This is a genomic window from Streptomyces sp. NPDC037389, from assembly GCF_040636475.1.
Taxonomy (GTDB): Bacteria; Actinomycetota; Actinomycetes; order Streptomycetales; family Streptomycetaceae; genus Streptomyces; species Streptomyces hesseae.
On record NZ_JBEZUS010000005.1, the window covers coordinates 354,086 to 369,531 of the forward strand.

At 70.4% G+C, this 15,446-nt stretch carries 19 protein-coding genes and 4 tRNA genes; 6 read left to right on the forward strand and 17 right to left on the reverse strand.

The features are described from left to right. Nucleotides 1–422 precede the first annotated feature (422 nt). The 7 genes from rplL to AB0E98_RS13850 all read right to left on the reverse strand — a co-directional run bounded on the left by rplL (nt 423) and on the right by AB0E98_RS13850 (nt 4,628). Nucleotides 423–809 (reverse strand): 50S ribosomal protein L7/L12, encoded by a 387-nt coding sequence (gene rplL, locus AB0E98_RS13820; RefSeq protein WP_361701938.1) that lies wholly within the window; start codon nt 807–809, stop codon nt 423–425. A 107-nt stretch (nt 810–916) separates the two neighbouring features. Next, the gene (gene rplJ, locus AB0E98_RS13825; RefSeq protein WP_361701940.1) at nt 917–1,447 is read right to left on the reverse strand and encodes a 50S ribosomal protein L10; all 531 of its coding nucleotides are present in this window, start codon (nt 1,445–1,447) and stop codon (nt 917–919) included. Nucleotides 1,448–1,811: 364 nt separating this feature from the next. Beyond that, complete coding sequence (rplA, locus tag AB0E98_RS13830) at nt 1,812–2,528, reverse strand: 50S ribosomal protein L1 (RefSeq protein ID WP_361701942.1); 717 nt, start codon at nt 2,526–2,528, stop codon at nt 1,812–1,814. 82 nt (nt 2,529–2,610) lie between these two features. Further along, the gene (gene rplK, locus AB0E98_RS13835) at nt 2,611–3,045 is read right to left on the reverse strand and encodes a 50S ribosomal protein L11 (protein ID WP_361701944.1); all 435 of its coding nucleotides are present in this window, start codon (nt 3,043–3,045) and stop codon (nt 2,611–2,613) included. 163 nt (nt 3,046–3,208) lie between these two features. Beyond that, nucleotides 3,209–4,081 (reverse strand): transcription termination/antitermination protein NusG, encoded by an 873-nt coding sequence (gene nusG, locus AB0E98_RS13840; RefSeq protein WP_361701945.1) that lies wholly within the window; start codon nt 4,079–4,081, stop codon nt 3,209–3,211. A gap of 84 nt (nt 4,082–4,165) precedes the next feature. After that, nucleotides 4,166–4,450, reverse strand: a complete 285-nt coding sequence (gene secE / locus AB0E98_RS13845; protein WP_311609153.1) for a preprotein translocase subunit SecE — start codon at nt 4,448–4,450, stop codon at nt 4,166–4,168. Nucleotides 4,451–4,555: 105 nt separating this feature from the next. Then, nucleotides 4,556–4,628, reverse strand: a tRNA-Trp gene (locus AB0E98_RS13850). 206 nt (nt 4,629–4,834) lie between these two features. On the opposite strand from AB0E98_RS13850, the gene AB0E98_RS13855 reads away from it, so the two are divergent. Together AB0E98_RS13855 and AB0E98_RS13860 are read left to right on the forward strand one after the other, a co-directional pair. Further along, nucleotides 4,835–6,067 (forward strand): pyridoxal phosphate-dependent aminotransferase, encoded by a 1,233-nt coding sequence (locus tag AB0E98_RS13855; RefSeq protein ID WP_361701946.1) that lies wholly within the window; start codon nt 4,835–4,837, stop codon nt 6,065–6,067. Nucleotides 6,068–6,199: 132 nt separating this feature from the next. Further along, the gene (locus tag AB0E98_RS13860) at nt 6,200–7,231 is read left to right on the forward strand and encodes an adenosine deaminase (protein WP_361701947.1); all 1,032 of its coding nucleotides are present in this window, start codon (nt 6,200–6,202) and stop codon (nt 7,229–7,231) included. A gap of 9 nt (nt 7,232–7,240) precedes the next feature. On the opposite strand, the gene AB0E98_RS13865 is transcribed toward AB0E98_RS13860, so the two are convergent. The 6 genes from AB0E98_RS13865 to AB0E98_RS13890 form a co-directional block, all read right to left on the reverse strand. After that, nucleotides 7,241–8,296 (reverse strand): UDP-N-acetylmuramate dehydrogenase, encoded by a 1,056-nt coding sequence (locus tag AB0E98_RS13865; protein WP_361701949.1) that lies wholly within the window; start codon nt 8,294–8,296, stop codon nt 7,241–7,243. A 150-nt stretch (nt 8,297–8,446) separates the two neighbouring features. After that, on the reverse strand, nt 8,447–8,881 hold the full coding sequence (locus AB0E98_RS13870; RefSeq protein ID WP_361701950.1) for a MaoC family dehydratase: 435 nt from the start codon (nt 8,879–8,881) through the stop codon (nt 8,447–8,449). After that, on the reverse strand, nt 8,881–9,333 hold the full coding sequence (locus AB0E98_RS13875) for a MaoC family dehydratase N-terminal domain-containing protein (protein ID WP_189456509.1): 453 nt from the start codon (nt 9,331–9,333) through the stop codon (nt 8,881–8,883). The genes AB0E98_RS13870 and AB0E98_RS13875 overlap by 1 nt, the downstream gene beginning before the upstream one ends. 149 nt (nt 9,334–9,482) lie before the next feature. After that, a complete protein-coding gene (gene rpmG / locus AB0E98_RS13880) occupies nt 9,483–9,647 on the reverse strand; it encodes a 50S ribosomal protein L33 (protein WP_004571794.1) in 165 nt (54 codons plus the stop codon). An 86-nt stretch (nt 9,648–9,733) separates the two neighbouring features. Next, nucleotides 9,734–9,806: transfer RNA gene (locus AB0E98_RS13885), tRNA-Met, on the reverse strand. Nucleotides 9,807–9,856: 50 nt separating this feature from the next. Beyond that, nucleotides 9,857–9,929 (reverse strand) — tRNA-Thr (locus AB0E98_RS13890). Between the two features lie 229 nt (nt 9,930–10,158). On the opposite strand from AB0E98_RS13890, the gene AB0E98_RS13895 reads away from it, so the two are divergent. Further along, nucleotides 10,159–11,427: an amidohydrolase family protein gene (locus AB0E98_RS13895; protein ID WP_361701952.1), complete on the forward strand. Its 1,269-nt coding sequence runs from the start codon at nt 10,159–10,161 to the stop codon at nt 11,425–11,427. Between the two features lie 24 nt (nt 11,428–11,451). Beyond that, nucleotides 11,452–12,120, forward strand: coding sequence for an NAD(P)H-binding protein (locus AB0E98_RS13900; RefSeq protein WP_361701954.1), 669 nt, complete (start codon nt 11,452–11,454; stop codon nt 12,118–12,120). Nucleotides 12,121–12,180: 60 nt separating this feature from the next. Here AB0E98_RS13900 and AB0E98_RS13905 read toward each other — a convergent pair. Further along, nucleotides 12,181–12,262, reverse strand: a tRNA-Tyr gene (locus AB0E98_RS13905). 184 nt (nt 12,263–12,446) lie between these two features. Between AB0E98_RS13905 and AB0E98_RS13910 the strand changes: the two genes are divergently transcribed. Then, nucleotides 12,447–12,935, forward strand: a complete 489-nt coding sequence (locus tag AB0E98_RS13910) for a YajQ family cyclic di-GMP-binding protein (RefSeq protein ID WP_361701956.1) — start codon at nt 12,447–12,449, stop codon at nt 12,933–12,935. A 108-nt stretch (nt 12,936–13,043) separates the two neighbouring features. Here AB0E98_RS13910 and AB0E98_RS13915 read toward each other — a convergent pair whose 3' ends face one another. Both AB0E98_RS13915 and AB0E98_RS13920 read right to left on the reverse strand, forming a co-directional pair. Continuing rightward, nucleotides 13,044–13,436 carry a YccF domain-containing protein gene (locus AB0E98_RS13915; RefSeq protein WP_361701957.1) on the reverse strand — a complete coding sequence of 131 codons (393 nt, stop codon included), beginning with the start codon at nt 13,434–13,436 and terminating at the stop codon, nt 13,044–13,046. A gap of 152 nt (nt 13,437–13,588) precedes the next feature. Then, nucleotides 13,589–13,708 (reverse strand): SapB/AmfS family lanthipeptide, encoded by a 120-nt coding sequence (locus AB0E98_RS13920; protein ID WP_361701959.1) that lies wholly within the window; start codon nt 13,706–13,708, stop codon nt 13,589–13,591. A 271-nt stretch (nt 13,709–13,979) separates the two neighbouring features. On the opposite strand from AB0E98_RS13920, the gene AB0E98_RS13925 reads away from it, so the two are divergent. Next, nucleotides 13,980–14,378: a hypothetical protein gene (locus AB0E98_RS13925; protein ID WP_361701961.1), complete on the forward strand. Its 399-nt coding sequence runs from the start codon at nt 13,980–13,982 to the stop codon at nt 14,376–14,378. Between the two features lie 133 nt (nt 14,379–14,511). On the opposite strand, the gene htpX is transcribed toward AB0E98_RS13925, so the two are convergent. Next, nucleotides 14,512–15,387: a zinc metalloprotease HtpX gene (gene htpX / locus AB0E98_RS13930; protein ID WP_311608974.1), complete on the reverse strand. Its 876-nt coding sequence runs from the start codon at nt 15,385–15,387 to the stop codon at nt 14,512–14,514. Nucleotides 15,388–15,446 lie beyond the last annotated feature (59 nt).

Here is a 15,446-nt window from a genome sequence, read left to right on the forward strand (position 1 = left end):
GGAGACCGGTGCGATACCAATCTCTCCCTCCGGGACCCTGTTGTTTCGCATCGCCTGGCGTCCTGCCCGACGCAAGCCATGCGCGGGAAGCGCATGACGATACTTCCCGCTCCGCCTTCGATCCATGCCTCGGACGGAGGATCGATGTGGCGGCGCGCCCGTAGGACGCGTCCTGAGAATCGCGCGCGGCGTGCCGTTCGTCAAGGCCCCTCGGCCCCCGGCGGCCGCTCAAGGCGCCCTCCCGCCCTGCTGGGAGCGGGTTCGTCGCCTCGGTGAGGCGGCGAAGATCACCATACTCGTCTCCGGGCCGCCGTGCGCGCATCCGTCCCGGGAACGCCCAAGGGCGACCACCCGTGCGGGTGATCGCCCTTGGTTGATTCCGGCCCTGGGGCCGGAGGAGAGTCAGCGGACTCCCGAGGTACTTACTTGACCTCGACGGAGGCGCCGGCGCCCTTGAGGGCCTCGGCGGCCTTCTCCGCGGCGTCCTTGGCGACCTTCTCGAGGACCGGCTTCGGGGTGCCGTCGACGAGGTCCTTGGCCTCCTTCAGGCCGAGGGAGGTCAGCTCACGCACGACCTTGATGACCTGGATCTTCTTGTCACCGGCGGCGGTGAGGATGACGTCGAACTCGTCCTTCTCCTCGACCTCGGCGGCAGCGGCGCCACCGGCGGCACCGGCCATGACGACCGGCGCGGCGGCGGCGGCGGTGACGTCGAACTTCTCCTCGAACGCGGCAACGAAGCCCGCGAGCTCGATGAGGGTCATCTCCTCGAACTGCGCGAGCAGCTCGTCCTGGGTCAGCTTCGCCATGGTGGCGGGTCCTTCCACTAAATCGGCAGGTGCCGGATGTACATGTCGGCGGGCGGACGGCCCGCTGCGATCAGCGCCGGGTGGCGCCGATCAATGCGCGAGCCGAATTACTCGGCACCGCCCTGCTCGGCGAGCTTGGCGCGCAGCGCGTCCGCGGTGCGGACGAGCTTCGTCGGCAGCGCCTGGAAGAGCGAGGCAGCCTGGGACTGCTTGCCCTTCATGGCACCGGCCAGCTTGCTGAGCAGAACCTCGCGGGACTCGAGGTCCGCAAGCTTCTTGATCTCATCGACGGACAGCGCCTTACCATCAAGGACACCGCCCTTGATGATGAGGTTGGGGTTGTCCTTGGCGAAGTCACGAAGACCCTTCGCCGACTCCACCGGGTCACCGGTGACGAAGGCGACAGCCGTCGGACCAGCGAAAAGCTGGGCGTCGAGCTGGTACCCGGCCTCTGCGGCCGCGATCTTGGTCAGCGTGTTCTTCACCACGGCGTACTGCGCGTTCTCACCGAGCGAACGGCGCAGCGTCTTGAGCTGCGCCACGGTGAGCCCGCGGTACTCGGTCAGCACAGCGGCGTTGGAGCTGCGGAACATGTCCGTGAGCTCGGCAACCGCGGCGGCCTTGGCGGACGTCGCCATGAGCCTCGGCCTCCTTCCGGGTGATTCGGACCGCTTAGGCGCGAGAAGGGGGCTTGGGCAAAACGAAACGCCCCGGCGCAGGCGCTCGGGGCGTGACTCGACCGCGGGGACGTAATCCTCTTACGTCTCGGCGGGAGTGCAATCCTCTTGACACCTGCGCAGGTCGCCCGCAGCTAGCGGATCCTTCGGCCGCCACACCTCCGGATGGGGGCGCGACAACGACCAGCGGTCTTTGGCTTCTCCAGGAGATTACGCGATAGGTGCGTATGGATGCAAATCGAGCCGGGCCCCGCACCTTCGAAAGAGGTGCGGGGCCCGGCCCGTACTGCTCAGAGCGCCACTACGCGCCCGCTGGAGGACGTCCTCAGACGGCCTCGTCCTCGACGAGGAGGTTGCGGGTGCGGTTCTGGTCCAGAGCGATGCTCGGGCCCATCGTGGTGGTCAGGGTCGCCTTCTTGATGTAGCGGCCCTTCGCGGCGGACGGCTTGAGACGGGTGATCTCCTCAAGCGCGGCGGCGTAGTTCTCCACCAGCTTGGTCTCGTCGAAGGAGACCTTGCCGATGATGAAGTGGAGGTTCGAGTGCTTGTCGACTCGGAACTCGATCTTGCCGCCCTTGATCTCGGTCACGGCCTTGGCCGTGTCCGGGGTGACCGTGCCGGTCTTCGGGTTCGGCATCAGACCACGGGGACCGAGCACGCGGCCGAGGCGGCCGACCTTGCCCATGAGGTCCGGGGTGGCGACGACGGCGTCGAAGTCCAGACGGCCCTTGGCGACCTCGTCGATGAGCTCGTCGGCACCGACGATGTCGGCGCCCGCGGCACGCGCGGCCTCGGCACGGTCGCCGGTCGCGAAGACCAGGACCCGGGCGGTCTTACCGGTGCCGTGCGGAAGGTTCACGGTGCCACGGACCATCTGGTCGGCCTTGCGCGGGTCGACACCCAGGCGGAAGGCAACCTCGACGGTCGCGTCGAACTTGGTGGCGGAGGTCTCCTTGGCGAGACGGACGGCCTCGAGGGGGGCGTACAGGCGCCCGGCCTCGACCTTGGCGTCCGCAGCGCGGAGAGTCTTGCTGCGCTTCACTTCTGCTCCTGAAAGGTTGAGCGTGGAGTCGTGGTCCGGGCCAGCGCTTGGCCCTGCCACTGAGAGGTCAGACGGGAGCTGATCAGCCCTCGACCGTGACGCCCATGGAACGGGCGGTGCCGGCGATGATCTTCTCGGCGGCGTCCAGGTCGTTGGCGTTCAGGTCGGGCATCTTGGCGGTGGCGATCTCGCGGACCTGCTCGCGCGTCAGCTTCGCGACCTTGGTCTTGTGCGGCTCGCCCGAGCCCTTGTCCACGCCCGCGGCCTTGAGGATCAGCTTGGCGGCCGGCGGAGTCTTGGTGACGAAGGTGAAGGAACGGTCCTCGTAGACCGTGATCTCCACCGGCACGACCATGCCACGCTGCGACTCGGTCGCGGCGTTGTAGGCCTTGCAGAACTCCATGATGTTGACGCCGTGCTGACCCAGCGCGGGGCCGACCGGCGGAGCCGGGTTCGCGGCACCGGCGTTGATCTGGAGCTTGATAAGCCCCGTGATCTTCTTCTTCTTGGGAGGCATTGCTCTCTCCGGGTCCTAGTGAGAGTTTTTTTGCCGGCGCACAGTGCGCGCAGGCATACCGCACCACGATAACGGGTAACATGCTGCGGCCAAAAACCGAGCAGGTCAGACGGGCTATGAGCAGCCGGTCTGACCTGTTCGGAAGCGTATGTCCCGGAAGAAACTAGTTCTTCTGGATCTGGTCGAAGCTGAGCTCGACCGGGGTCTCGCGGCCGAAGATCTCGACGAGGCCCTTGACCTTCTTCGAGTCGGCGTTGATCTCGTTGATCGTGGCCTGGAGCGTCGCGAACGGACCGTCCGTGACCGTGACCGAGTCGCCGACCTCGAAGTCCAGCACCTGGACCTCGACCTTGCGGGACGGGGCCGGACGGCCCTCGGCCTCGGCGGCCTCCTTGGCGGCCTTCGCCTCGGCCTCCGGGGCGAGCATCTTGACGATCTCGTCCAGGGTCAGCGGGTACGGGTCGTAGGCGTTGCCGACGAAGCCGGTGACACCCGGGGTGTTGCGGACGACGCCCCAGGACTCGTTCGTCAGGTCCATGCGCACCAGGACATAGCCGGGGAGCTTGTTCTGGCGGACGGTGCGGCGGTCGCCGTTCTTGATCTGGACGACCTCTTCCTGCGGCACCTCGGCCTGGAAGATGTAGTCCTCGACGTTCAGCGAGACGGCGCGCTGCTCGAGGTTGGTCTTCACGCGGTTCTCGTAGCCCGCGTAGGTGTGGATGACGTACCACTCGCCGGGCAGACCACGCAGCTCGTCGCGGAGCGCCTCGACCGGGTCGACCGGAGCGGCGTCCTCCTCGGACTCCTCCTCCTCGGCCTCGGCGTCCTCGGCGTCGGCCTCGGACTCCACGTGCAGCGCGGCCTCCTCGGCCGGCTCGCCCGCGGCGGCGTCCTCGGCGTCGAGCTCGTCGACGTTGTCGGCGTTCTCGACGATCTCCTGCGGGGTGTCGTCGCCCTGCACCTCGGCCGAGACAGCCTCGTCAACGTTCTCCGCCGCGACGGGCTCGGCGGCGTCGTTCAGGTTCGGGTCAGACACGTGGCTGCTTCTTCCTGGCTACAAGGGGTGGAACGAGCGAATAGGCGGCACTCTACGAGGGCCGCCTTGCGCACGGGGGCCGGCTCAGCCGAAGACGTACTTGACGGCCTGCTCAAACCCATAGTCAATCACGGTCACCAGTCCAATGACGATGACAACGAAGACGATCACCACAGTGGTGTACGTCGACAGCTGGCTCTTGGAGGGCCAGACAACCTTACGGAGCTCGGCGACCACCTGCCGGTAGAACAGCGCGAGGCGGCCCAGAGGGCCCTTCTTCCCGCGCTTCCCGCCGCGGCGCTTGGTGGGCGCCTCGTCCTCAGGACGACCGCTCTCAGGCGTCGCGGTGGAGCCAAGGGCTTCCGTCACTACGTCCTCACCTGAATCCCGGTCGTGGCCGTGCCGCGCCCGGGTGAGCCGCACGGCGGTGCATTTCAGTACGTACGCATGCACGCAACCTGGCGGTGCGTGTAGCAGGGCCGAAGGGACTTGAACCCCCAACCGCTGGTTTTGGAGACCAGTGCTCTACCAATTGAGCTACGACCCTTTGTGGTTCCCCCAACGTACCGCATCCGCCCGGAAGCACGGTGTGCCCGGGAGTGGATTCGCCGGTGGAGGCCAACGAGGCATGAGTGTACGTGCTCGAGCGGCCGACGTCGAACAGCTATCAGCGACGACGTGCTCGGGGGCCTCCCGGCGGGGGTCCGGACAATCGGCGTGCCCGCGTTCCCACGGGTCTGGGACGATGCCCCTATGACCGCTGCGACTCCTCCCCAGTCCCCCACCGAGCGCCGGGTCTCCGCCCGCGTCGGTGCCATCTCCGAGTCCGCCACCCTGGCCGTGGACGCCAAGGCCAAGGCCCTCAAGGCCGCCGGGCGCCCGGTCATCGGCTTCGGCGCCGGTGAGCCCGACTTCCCGACCCCCGGCTACATCGTCGAGGCGGCGGTGGAGGCCTGCCGCGACCCCAGGTTCCACCGCTACACCCCGGCCGGCGGCCTCCCCGAGCTGAAGGCCGCCATCGCCGCCAAGACCCTGCGCGACTCGGGCTACGAGGTCGACGCCTCCCAGGTGCTCGTCACCAACGGCGGCAAGCAGGCCATCTACGAGGCGTTCGCCGCGATCCTCGACCCGGGCGACGAGGTCATCGTCCCCGCCCCGTACTGGACCACCTACCCGGAGTCGATCCGTCTCGCCGGCGGTGTGCCGGTGGAGGTCGTTGCCGACGAGACCACCGGCTACCGGGTCTCGGTGGAGCAGCTGGAGGCGGCTCGTACGGAGCGCACCAAGGTGCTGCTCTTCGTCTCCCCGTCGAACCCGACCGGCGCCGTCTACACGCGCGAGCAGGTCGAGGCCGTCGGCCGCTGGGCCGCCGAGCACGGCCTGTGGGTCCTGACGGACGAGATCTACGAGCACCTGGTCTACGGCGACGCCGAGTTCTCCTCGCTGCCGGTCGTCGTGCCGGAGCTGCGCGACAAGTGCGTCGTGGTCAACGGTGTCGCCAAGACGTACGCCATGACCGGCTGGCGCGTGGGCTGGATCATCGGCCCGAAGGACGTCGTCAAGGCCGCGACCAACCTCCAGTCGCACGCCACGTCGAACGTGTCCAACGTCGCCCAGGTCGCCGCCCTGGCCGCCGTGTCGGGTGACCTGAAGGCCGTCGAGGAGATGAAGGTCGCCTTCGACCGCCGCCGCCGCAAGATCGTCGCCATGCTGAACGAGATCGACGGCGTCTTCTGCCCCGAGCCGGAGGGCGCGTTCTACGTCTACCCGTCGGTCAAGGAGCTGCTCGGCAAGGAGATCCGCGGCAAGCGCCCGCAGACGTCCGTCGAGCTGGCCGCGCTGATCCTGGACGAGGTCGAGGTCGCGGTCGTCCCGGGCGAGGCCTTCGGCACGCAGGGCTACCTGCGCCTCTCCTACGCGCTGGGCGACGAGGACCTGGTGGAGGGCGTCTCGCGCATCCAGAAGCTGCTGGCGGAGGCGAAGTAGCCCGCGGCTCGCTCGCCTGTCGATGCGGGGGTTCCGGCCGGTGCGGCCGGAACCCCCGCATTCGTTTTCGGTTCAGCCCTCGATCAGGGAACACGCCTTCCGATCCCTGTGCCCATGAGGCAGGATCGGGCAATGGAACGCGTGCGTGATCTCCGTCTGCTGCCCAAGGCCCATCTCCACCTGCACTTCACCGGGTCCATGCGCCCCTCGACCCTGCTGGAGCTGGCCGACAAGTACGGCGTCCACCTGCCCGAGGCGCTGAGCGGCGCGCTGACCGGCGGCGAGCCGCCGAAGCTTCGGGCCACGGACGAGCGGGGCTGGTTCCGCTTCCAGCGGCTCTACGACATCGCGCGCTCCTGCCTGCGGTCCGAGGAGGACATCCGGAGGCTGGTGCGCGAGGCCGCGGAGGAGGACGTCCGGGACGGTTCGGGCTGGCTGGAGATCCAGGTCGACCCCACCTCGTACGCGCCCCGGCTGGGCGGTCTGATCCCCGCCCTGGAGATCATCCTCGACGCGGTGGAGGACGCCTCCAGAGAGACCGGGCTGGGGATACGGGTCCTCGTCGCCGCCAACCGGATGAAGCACCCGCTGGACGCGCGGACACTGGCGCGGCTCGCGGTGCGCTACGCCGACCGGGGCGTGGTCGGCTTCGGCCTCTCCAACGACGAGCGGCGCGGGCTCGCCCGGGACTTCGACCGCGCCTTCGAGATCGCCCGGGAGGGCGGTCTGCTGGCCGCTCCGCACGGCGGCGAGCTCGCGGGGCCGAGCAGCGTCCGCGACTGCCTGGACGACCTCCACGCGGCCCGGGTGGGGCACGGCGTACGGGCCGCGGAGGACCCGCGGCTGCTGCGGAAGCTCGCCGAGCGCGGGGTGACGTGCGAGGTCTGCCCGGCGTCGAACGTCGCCCTGGGCGTCTACGACAAGCCGGCGGACGTCCCGCTGCGCACCCTGTTCGACGCGGGCGTGCCGATGGCGCTGGGCGCGGACGACCCACTCCTCTTCGGCTCGCGCCTGGCGGCCCAGTACGAGCTGGCGCGGGAGCACCACGGCTTCACGGACGCGGAGCTGGCGGAGCTGGCGCGGCAGTCGGTACGGGCGTCGCGGGCTCCCTCCGATGTGAGGGAGCGCCTCCTGGCGGGGGTGGACGCCTGGCTGGCCGCCTAGCGGCCCCGCCTACAGGCTGACGCCCACCGTCACCGGCTCGTTCACCAGCGTCACCCCGAACGCCGTGTGAACCCCGTCCCGCACCTCACGTGCCAGCGCCAGCAGGTCCTCCGTCGAGGCCGAGCCCCGGTTCGTGAGGGCGAGCGTGTGCTTGCCGGAGATGCGGGCGCGCCCCTCGCCGTAGCCCTTGGTGAAGCCCGCCTTGTCGATGAGCCACGCGGCCGACGTCTTGACCGTGCCGTCCCCCGCCGGGAAGGCGGGCGGCATGACGTCCGGCCCGAGCCGCTCGGCCACGCGGGCGAGGAACGCCTCGTGCTCGGCGACGGTGAGGATCGGGTTGGTGAAGAAGGAGCCCGCCGACCACGTGTCGTGGTCCTCGGGGTCGAGGACCATGCCCTTGCCGGCGCGCAGCTTGAGCACGGTCTCCCGGGCCCGGAGGGCCGGGACGCGGTCGCCCTGCTCGACGCCGAGCGTGCGCGCGGTCTCGGCGTAGCGGATGGGGGCGGAGAGCCCGCCCGCGTCCTCCAGCTCGAAGCGGACGCGCAGGACGACGTAGCGCGAGGGGTCCTGCTTGAAGCGGCTGTGCCGGTAGGTGAAGACGCACTCGGCGTTGGTGAGGGTGACGGTCTCGTCGGTGCGGCGGTCGTAGGCCACGACCTCGGTGATCGTCTGGGAGACGTCCTGGCCGTAGGCGCCGACGTTCTGGATGGGGGTGGCGCCGGCGGAGCCGGGGATGCCGGCCAGGCACTCGACGCCGGCGAGGCCGGCGTCGACGGTGCGGGCGACGGCGTCGGACCAGTTCTCGCCGGCGGCGAGCTCGAGGCGGGTGCCCTGGAGGTCGAAGCCGGTGGTGGCGATGCGCAGGGCCGTGCCGTCGAAGCCCTTGTCGGAGATGACCAGGTTGCTGCCGCCGCCGATGATCAGCAGCGGGGTGCCGGCGCGGTCGGCCTCACGGACGGCCTCGACGACCTCGGCGTCGGTGACGGCCGTGATCAGTCGGGTCGCGGGGCCACCGAGACGGAAGGTGGTCAGGGGGGCGAGGGGGGCGTCGTGTCGTTCCTGCACGGGCACCAGGGTACGGGGACGCCGTGGGGGTGGGTCGGGGGCGGGGTGGGGCGGAGTGGGGGCACCTCCCAGCGGTAGCTGGGGGAGGGTGGGCGAAACCCGCGCCGAAGGCGCGGGCAACCCCACGGCGGCGAGCCCGGAATCCGCGGCTCAGCCGAGTGCGACCACAGCGCGGGCCATGCCGAGGACCTTCTGGCCGTCGCAGACGGCCGTCAGGTCCACGCGGACCGTCCGCGCGTCGTCGTCGAGCTTGGCCGCCACCTTGGCGGAGACCTCGACGACCGCGCCCGTGTCGTCGTTCGGCACGACGACCGGCTTGGTGAAGCGCACCCCGTAGTCGACCACCGCGGCCGGGTCGCCGGCCCAGTCGGTCACCACGCGGATCGCCTCGGCCATGGTGAACATGCCGTGCGCGATGACGTCCGGCAGGCCCACCTCCTTGGCGAACTTCTCGTTCCAGTGGATCGGGTTGAAGTCGCCGGAGGCGCCCGCGTAGCGGACGAGCGTGGCGCGTGTCACAGGGAAGGACGCGGTGGGCAGCTCGGTGCCGACCTCGACCTCGTCGTACGAGACTGTGGCCGCCATCACGCCTCCTCGGCGGCGCGCGCCACCAGCTTCGTGTGCGCGGTCACGACGTGCTCGCCGGCCGCGTCGTGGACCTCACCGCGGACGAGCAGCACGTCGTTGCCCGCCAGCGACTTGATCGACTCGATCGTGGACGTGACCGTCAGCCGGTCCCCCGCCCGCACCGGGCGGGTGTACGCGAATTTCTGGTCGCCGTGCACCACTCGGGAGTAGTCCAGCCCCAGCTGCGGATCCTGGATGACCAGTCCGGCGGCCTTGAAAGTGATCGCGAACACAAAAGTGGGCGGAGCGATCACATCGGGGTGGCCGAGCGCCTTGGCGGCCTCGGGGTCGGTGTACGCCGGATTGGCGTCGCCGATGGCCTCGGCGAATTCGCGGATCTTCTCCCGGCCGACCTCATAGGGGTCGGTGGCCGGATAGGTCCGTCCGACGTAGGACTGGTCGAGCGCCATGGCCCGGCACCTCCTGAGTGGACTGGTCCTTGAGGGGACTGGAATTTCTTTGTGTCATGGGCCGGGGCACGGCCCGGGACACGAGTCGGAATATGCCACGAGGCCGCCCCCAGAACCTGGGGACGGCCTCATGAACGACCTGTGCGCTGTTAGCGCGTCTCGCGGTGCGCCGTGTGGGCGTTGCAACGAGGGCAGTGCTTCTTCATCTCAAGTCGGTCCGGGTCGTTACGCCGGTTCTTCTTGGTGATGTAGTTCCGCTCCTTGCACTCCACGCAGGCCAGCGTGATCTTCGGGCGGACGTCGGTGGCAGCCACGTGAGTGCTCCTTGACGGAATGGACGGATACAACGCATAAAAGAGTAGCCGATCGGAGGACCGACCCCACAATCGGCTACTGTGTGTAGCGGCGACCGGACTTGAACCGGTGACACAGCGATTATGAGCCGCTTGCTCTACCGACTGAGCTACGCCGCTTTGATGAGGTTGGTTCTCCCGTCCGAAGACGGGAGAACCTCTCCCACCAGAGCCCCAAAACGGAATCGAACCGTTGACCTTCTCCTTACCATGGAGACGCTCTGCCGACTGAGCTATTGGGGCGAGCGAGGAAGACATTACACGGTCTGCGGCCGAAGGTGAAATCCGTATGCGGCCGCCCCTGCCAGGGCGTTCTCCCAGGCCGCCACCGGCGTGGCCGCCGGCGCCCTCCCGGCCGTCCCGAGGGCCACACCAGTACGACTATTCGGCGGTTCCGCCGACGGGCTCCGTACGCGGCCTACGCTCGAACCGCTGAGTGATCATGCCCGCCCCGGCCTACCGGAGGATCGTGATGCCCGACAGTCAGCCGCAGCCCGCGAGAAGCCCCGACGGCGACGCCGCCGCCCCGCCACCGGGTGAGGGCGCGCTGGTGCTCTGCGGCGCCCGGCTCGCCGACGGGCGCGTGGTGGACGTACGCCTCAGTGGGGGGCGCATCGAGGCCGTCGGCACGGCGGGCAGTCTGGCCCCCGGTCCGCGCGTCGACCTCAACGGCTATGTGCTGCTGCCCGCGCCCGCCGATCCGCACGCCCACCTGGACACCGCGCTCACGGCCGACGTGGACGGCCCGGTGCCGCACGGGGTCGAGGACGTCCAGCGCCGTACGACGGAGGCCGCCCTGCTGCAACTGGGCCACGGCGCCACCGCCGTGCGCACCCACGTCCGCGTCGGCGACGTGGCGGGGCTGCGCGCCCTGGAGGGCGTCCTGGCGGCGCGGCGCTCGCTGCGGGGGCTCACGGAGCTCAGCGCGGTGGCCGTGCCCCGGCTGCTGACCGGCGCCGCCGGGGCCGACGGGCTCGCCATGCTGCGGGACGCCGTCGGAATGGGCGCCACCGTCATCGGCGGCTGCCCCGACCTCGACCCCGACCCCACCGGCTACGCCGAGACCGTCCTCGCGCTGGCCGCCGAGCACGGCTGCGCCGTCGACCTCCACACCGACGGCGCCGAACCGGCCCGGCTGGCCCGGCTGGCCGCCATGGCGGGCGGGCTGCGCCCCGGCGTGGCCGTCGGCCCGTGCGGGGCCCTCGCCCGGCTCCCCCGGGACCAGGCCGCCCGCGCGGGCCAGCAGCTGGCGGCGGCCGGGGTGACGGTGGTCTGCCTGCCGCAGGGCGACTGCGGGGTCTCGGGCGGGGCCCGGGGCGGCGGCGCGTGGTGCGCGCCCGTACGGCTGCTGCGCGCGGCGGGCGTCAGGGTCGCGGCGGGCAGCGGTGCCCTGCGCGACGCCGCCAACCCCGTGGGCCGCGGCGACCCCCTGGAGGCCGCCTACCTGCTCGCCTCGCACGGCGAGCTCGCCCCGGAGCAGGCCTACGAGGCCGTCAGCGGCCGCGCCCGGGCGGTGATGGGCCTGCCCGAGGTCCGGGTGGAGGCCGGCTTCCCGGCGGAGCTGCTGGCCGTCCGGGGCCACGCCGTCGCGGGCGTCCTGTCGCTGGGCTACAGCCGGCTCGTCGTCCACCACGCCCGGGTCGTCGCCCGGACCAGCGCGGTCCGCGAGTACGGCGACGTCCAGGCCACGGTGGCCCTGGACCTGCCCCGGCAGTCGCCGCGCGGCGGGGACCCCTCGTGAGGGGCCGCCGCGTACGGTCGGATCATGCGCATTGTCATCGCTGGAGGACATGGTCGGATCGCGCTGCGGCTGGAGCGGTTGCTCGCCGGGCGCGGTGACGAGGTGGCGGGGATGGTCCGCCGCCCCGGGCAGGCGGGAGACCTGCTGGCGGCGGGCGCCGAGCCCGTCGTGTGCGATCTGGAGACGGCGGCCGTGGCGGACGTCGCCCGCCATCTGGAGGGGGCCGACGCGGTCGTCTTCGCGGCCGGCGCGGGCCCGGGCAGCGGGGCCGCCCGCAAGGAGACCGTGGACAGGGCCGCCGCGGTCCTCTTCGCCGACGCGGCGGAGGCGGCGGGCGTACGGCGCTTCGTCGTCGTCTCGTCCATGGGCGCCGACCGCGAGCCGCCGGAGGGCACGGACCCGGTCTTCGCCGCCTATCTGCGGGCCAAGGGCGCCGCCGACGCGGACATCCGCTCCCGGGCCGGGCTCGACTGGACGATCCTGCGCCCGGGCCGGCTGACGGACGAGCCGGGCACCGGCCGGGTGACGCTGGCGGCGGGCACGACGGGCCGGGGCGACGTGACCCGGGACGACGTGGCGGCGGTGCTGGCGGCGCTGCTGTCCGAGGACGAGCGGGGGGCCGTGGGCCTGACGCTGGAGCTGATCGGCGGCGACACGCCGGTGGCGGAGGCCGTGAAGGCGCTCGCCGGGTAGCGGACCCGGTCCAAAAACGAAAGAAGCCCCTGATCTTCGCAGATCAGGGGCCTCATTCCGTGGCGGCGCCAGGATTCGAACCTGGGTAGGCTAAGCCGACGGATTTACAGTCCGCTCCCATTGGCCACTCGGGCACACCGCCATGGGTCGTCACCTCGGTCGCTCTTTCGAGCGCTCCGTGGCAACGACGTAAACAATACCCGATGACCTGGGGTGCTCCGCCACTCGGTTCACAGCCCCTCGATCGGCCCCCGGGTGACTAGGCTGGCCACGCGACCCTCCGGTCGCGTCCCCTGACGGATCTACGCACGAGGAGCCAACTCAATATGGCCGACTCCAGTTTCGACATCGTCTCGAAGGTCGAGCGGCAGGAGGTCGACAACGCCCTCAACCAGGCCGCCAAGGAGATCTCGACGCGCTACGACTTCAAGGGCGTCGGCGCCTCGATCGCCTGGTCGGGCGAGAAGATCGAGATGCGCGCCAACTCCGAGGAGCGCGTGAAGGCCGTTCTCGACATCTTCGAGACCAAGCTGGTCAAGCGCGGCATCTCCCTGAAGTCCCTGGACGCGGGCGAGCCGCAGGTGTCCGGCAAGGAGTACAAGCTTTTCGCGTCCATCGAGGAGGGCATCTCCCAGGAGAACGCGAAGAAGGTCGCGAAGATCATCCGCGATGAGGGCCCCAAGGGCGTCAAGGCCCAGGTCCAGGGTGACGAGCTGCGCGTCTCCTCCAAGAGCCGCGACGACCTCCAGACCATCATCGCCCTCCTCAAGGGCAAGGACCTGGACTTCGCGATCCAGTTCGTGAACTACCGCTAGTTCAGGACCACATCGCGCGCCGGAACCCGAAGGGGGCGCGTCGGGAGCGGCTTTCGCCGCCGCTCCCGACGCGCCCCCTTCGCTGTCGCCCCTGTTGGGCGTCGGCGGCTATCGCGTCGCGAAGGGACGGTCCGTCGGGACGATCTCCCGGCCCAGCGGCATCAGCGAGATCGGGATCAGCTTGAAGTTGGCGATGCCCAGCGGGATGCCGATGATCGTGAGGCACATGGCGATGCCGGTGACGATGTGCCCCAGTGCCAGCCACCACCCGGCGAAGATGAACCAGATCACGTTCCCGATCAGCGACCCGGCGCCCGCGTCCCGCCGCTCCACCGTCGTCCGGCCGAACGGCCACAGGGCGTAGCCGGCGATCCGGAAGCTCGCGATGCCGAACGGAATCGTGACAATGAGGACGCAGCAGATCAGGCCGGCCACGACATAGCCGAGCGCCATCCACAGTCCACAGAGGACCAGCCAGATGATATTCAGGATGAACCTCATGATTTATAGCCTCCCACGTGACTGATTCTCCGGCGAATGAGACGCCGGAAGGGGCGCGTACGGTTGCCGCTTCCGCAGGTGGGAGGCCCTGAGCGGACCCCTAGGGGGTGAGTCGGGGGCATCCGGAGGAGACGCCCCCGCACGCACGGGCGTCAGCCGCCGTCGTCCCCACAGAGGAGGAGGCTGACGTCGCTGTTGTCGCCGGCGCCCAGGTCCAGCCGTCGGGCCGCGCCCATCTCGGGTTCCATGCCTTGCAGATCGAGGAGCACCATCCCTCGTCACCTCCTGTTTCCGGCACCGACCGGGTTTCTATTCCCTTATGGGATTACGGCGTTGTGCGCAGTCACGTCAACTGGCCTGCCGTATCGGCGGCTTGGCGACGGCGTGGGCCATGTGGGGGACGGGCCACGCCGTGGCGACGCGTGTCGTGACCCTTCCGGCGCAGCCCAGCGCGCCGTGGGGTCCGGGGCGTGGTCATGTGGCTGGACCGGACGTACCACGCGGACGTACGGCCAGGACGACAGGACGAGGAGCCGGAGCCCCATGCACACGTACCGATTCGCAGGACTGGCGGTCGCGGCGGTGGCGGTCGTCGCCGTCAGCGCACCCAGCAGCGCTCGAGCCGCCTCTCCCGCCACTCCCGCTGATATCGGCATTCTCGACTGCATCGCGGGGAACGGCTCCCCCGAACTCCCCGACGACGACTTCGGGCTCCTCGGCAACGGCAACGTGCTGATGTGCAAGGGCGGTTCGCACGACGGCGAGACGATCAGTCTGGCCAGCAGCGGTGGTGGGCGGGGCGACCGGCCGTCCCCCGGCCACCGGCCGCCCGGCGGCCACCGGCCGACTCCGGGGCACCTGCCGGGCCTCGGTGACCGGCCGAACAACGGGCATCTGCCGGGCCTCGGCGAGCGGCCGTCCGGCGGCCATCACCGCTACTGATCGGCCTTGTCGAAGTCCGGTGCGGTCCCGCGCCCCGCAAGGGGCGCGGGACGCCGGTATGCGGCTACCTCCGCGTGGGCGCGACCGGTCCCCACCGGCCCGCGGCGGCCGAATCGCGATTCCGGCGGAGCGCTCAGGCGCCGAGCCGGCCGGCCGGGCCCGCCATCCGCTCCAGCCGCGCGATGCGCTCCGGCATGGGCGGGTGCGTCGAGAAGAGCTTCGACATGCCCTCGCCCGGGCGGAACGGGTTCGCGATCATCATGTGGCTGGCCGTCTCCAGGCGGGGCTCCGGCGGCAGGGGCAGCCGCTGTGTGCCGAGCTCCAGCTTGCGGAGGGCGGAGGCCAGGGCCAGGGGGTCGCCGGTGAGGCGGGCGCCGGAGGCGTCGGCCTCGTACTCGCGGGAGCGGCTGACGGCGAGCTGGATGAGGGAGGCCGCGATGGGGCCCAGCAGCATGATCATGATCATGCCGACGATGCCGGGGCCCTCGTCGTCGTCGGAGCGCCCGATGGGGATCAGCCAGGCGAAGTTGACCAGGAACATCACCACCGAGGCGAGGGCCCCGGCCACCGACGAGATGAGGATGTCGCGGTTGTAGACGTGGCTGAGCTCATGGCCGATGACGCCGCGCAGCTCGCGCTCGTCCAGGAGGCGCATGATGCCCTCGGTGCAGCAGACGGCGGCGTTGCGCGGGTTGCGGCCGGTGGCGAAGGCGTTGGGGGCCTCGGTCGGGGAGATGTACAGCCGGGGCATCGGCTGGCGGGCGGCCGTGGAGAGTTCGCGGACCATACGGTAGAGGTGCGGGGCCTCGAACTCGCTGACGGGCCGGGCCCGCATCGCGCGCAGGGCGAGCTTGTCGCTGTTCCAGTAGGCGTAGGCGTTGGTGCCGAGGGCCACGAGGACGGCGACGATCAGGCCGCCGCGCCCGAACATGCTGCCGATGACGATGATGAGCGCGGACAGGCCCCCGAGGAGCACGGCTGTCCTGAGCCCGTTGTGCCGGCGGTGCACGGTACGCCCTCCAAATGGTGCGGCAGGGGAACCCTTGAACCAGTGGAACCTTTCGAACT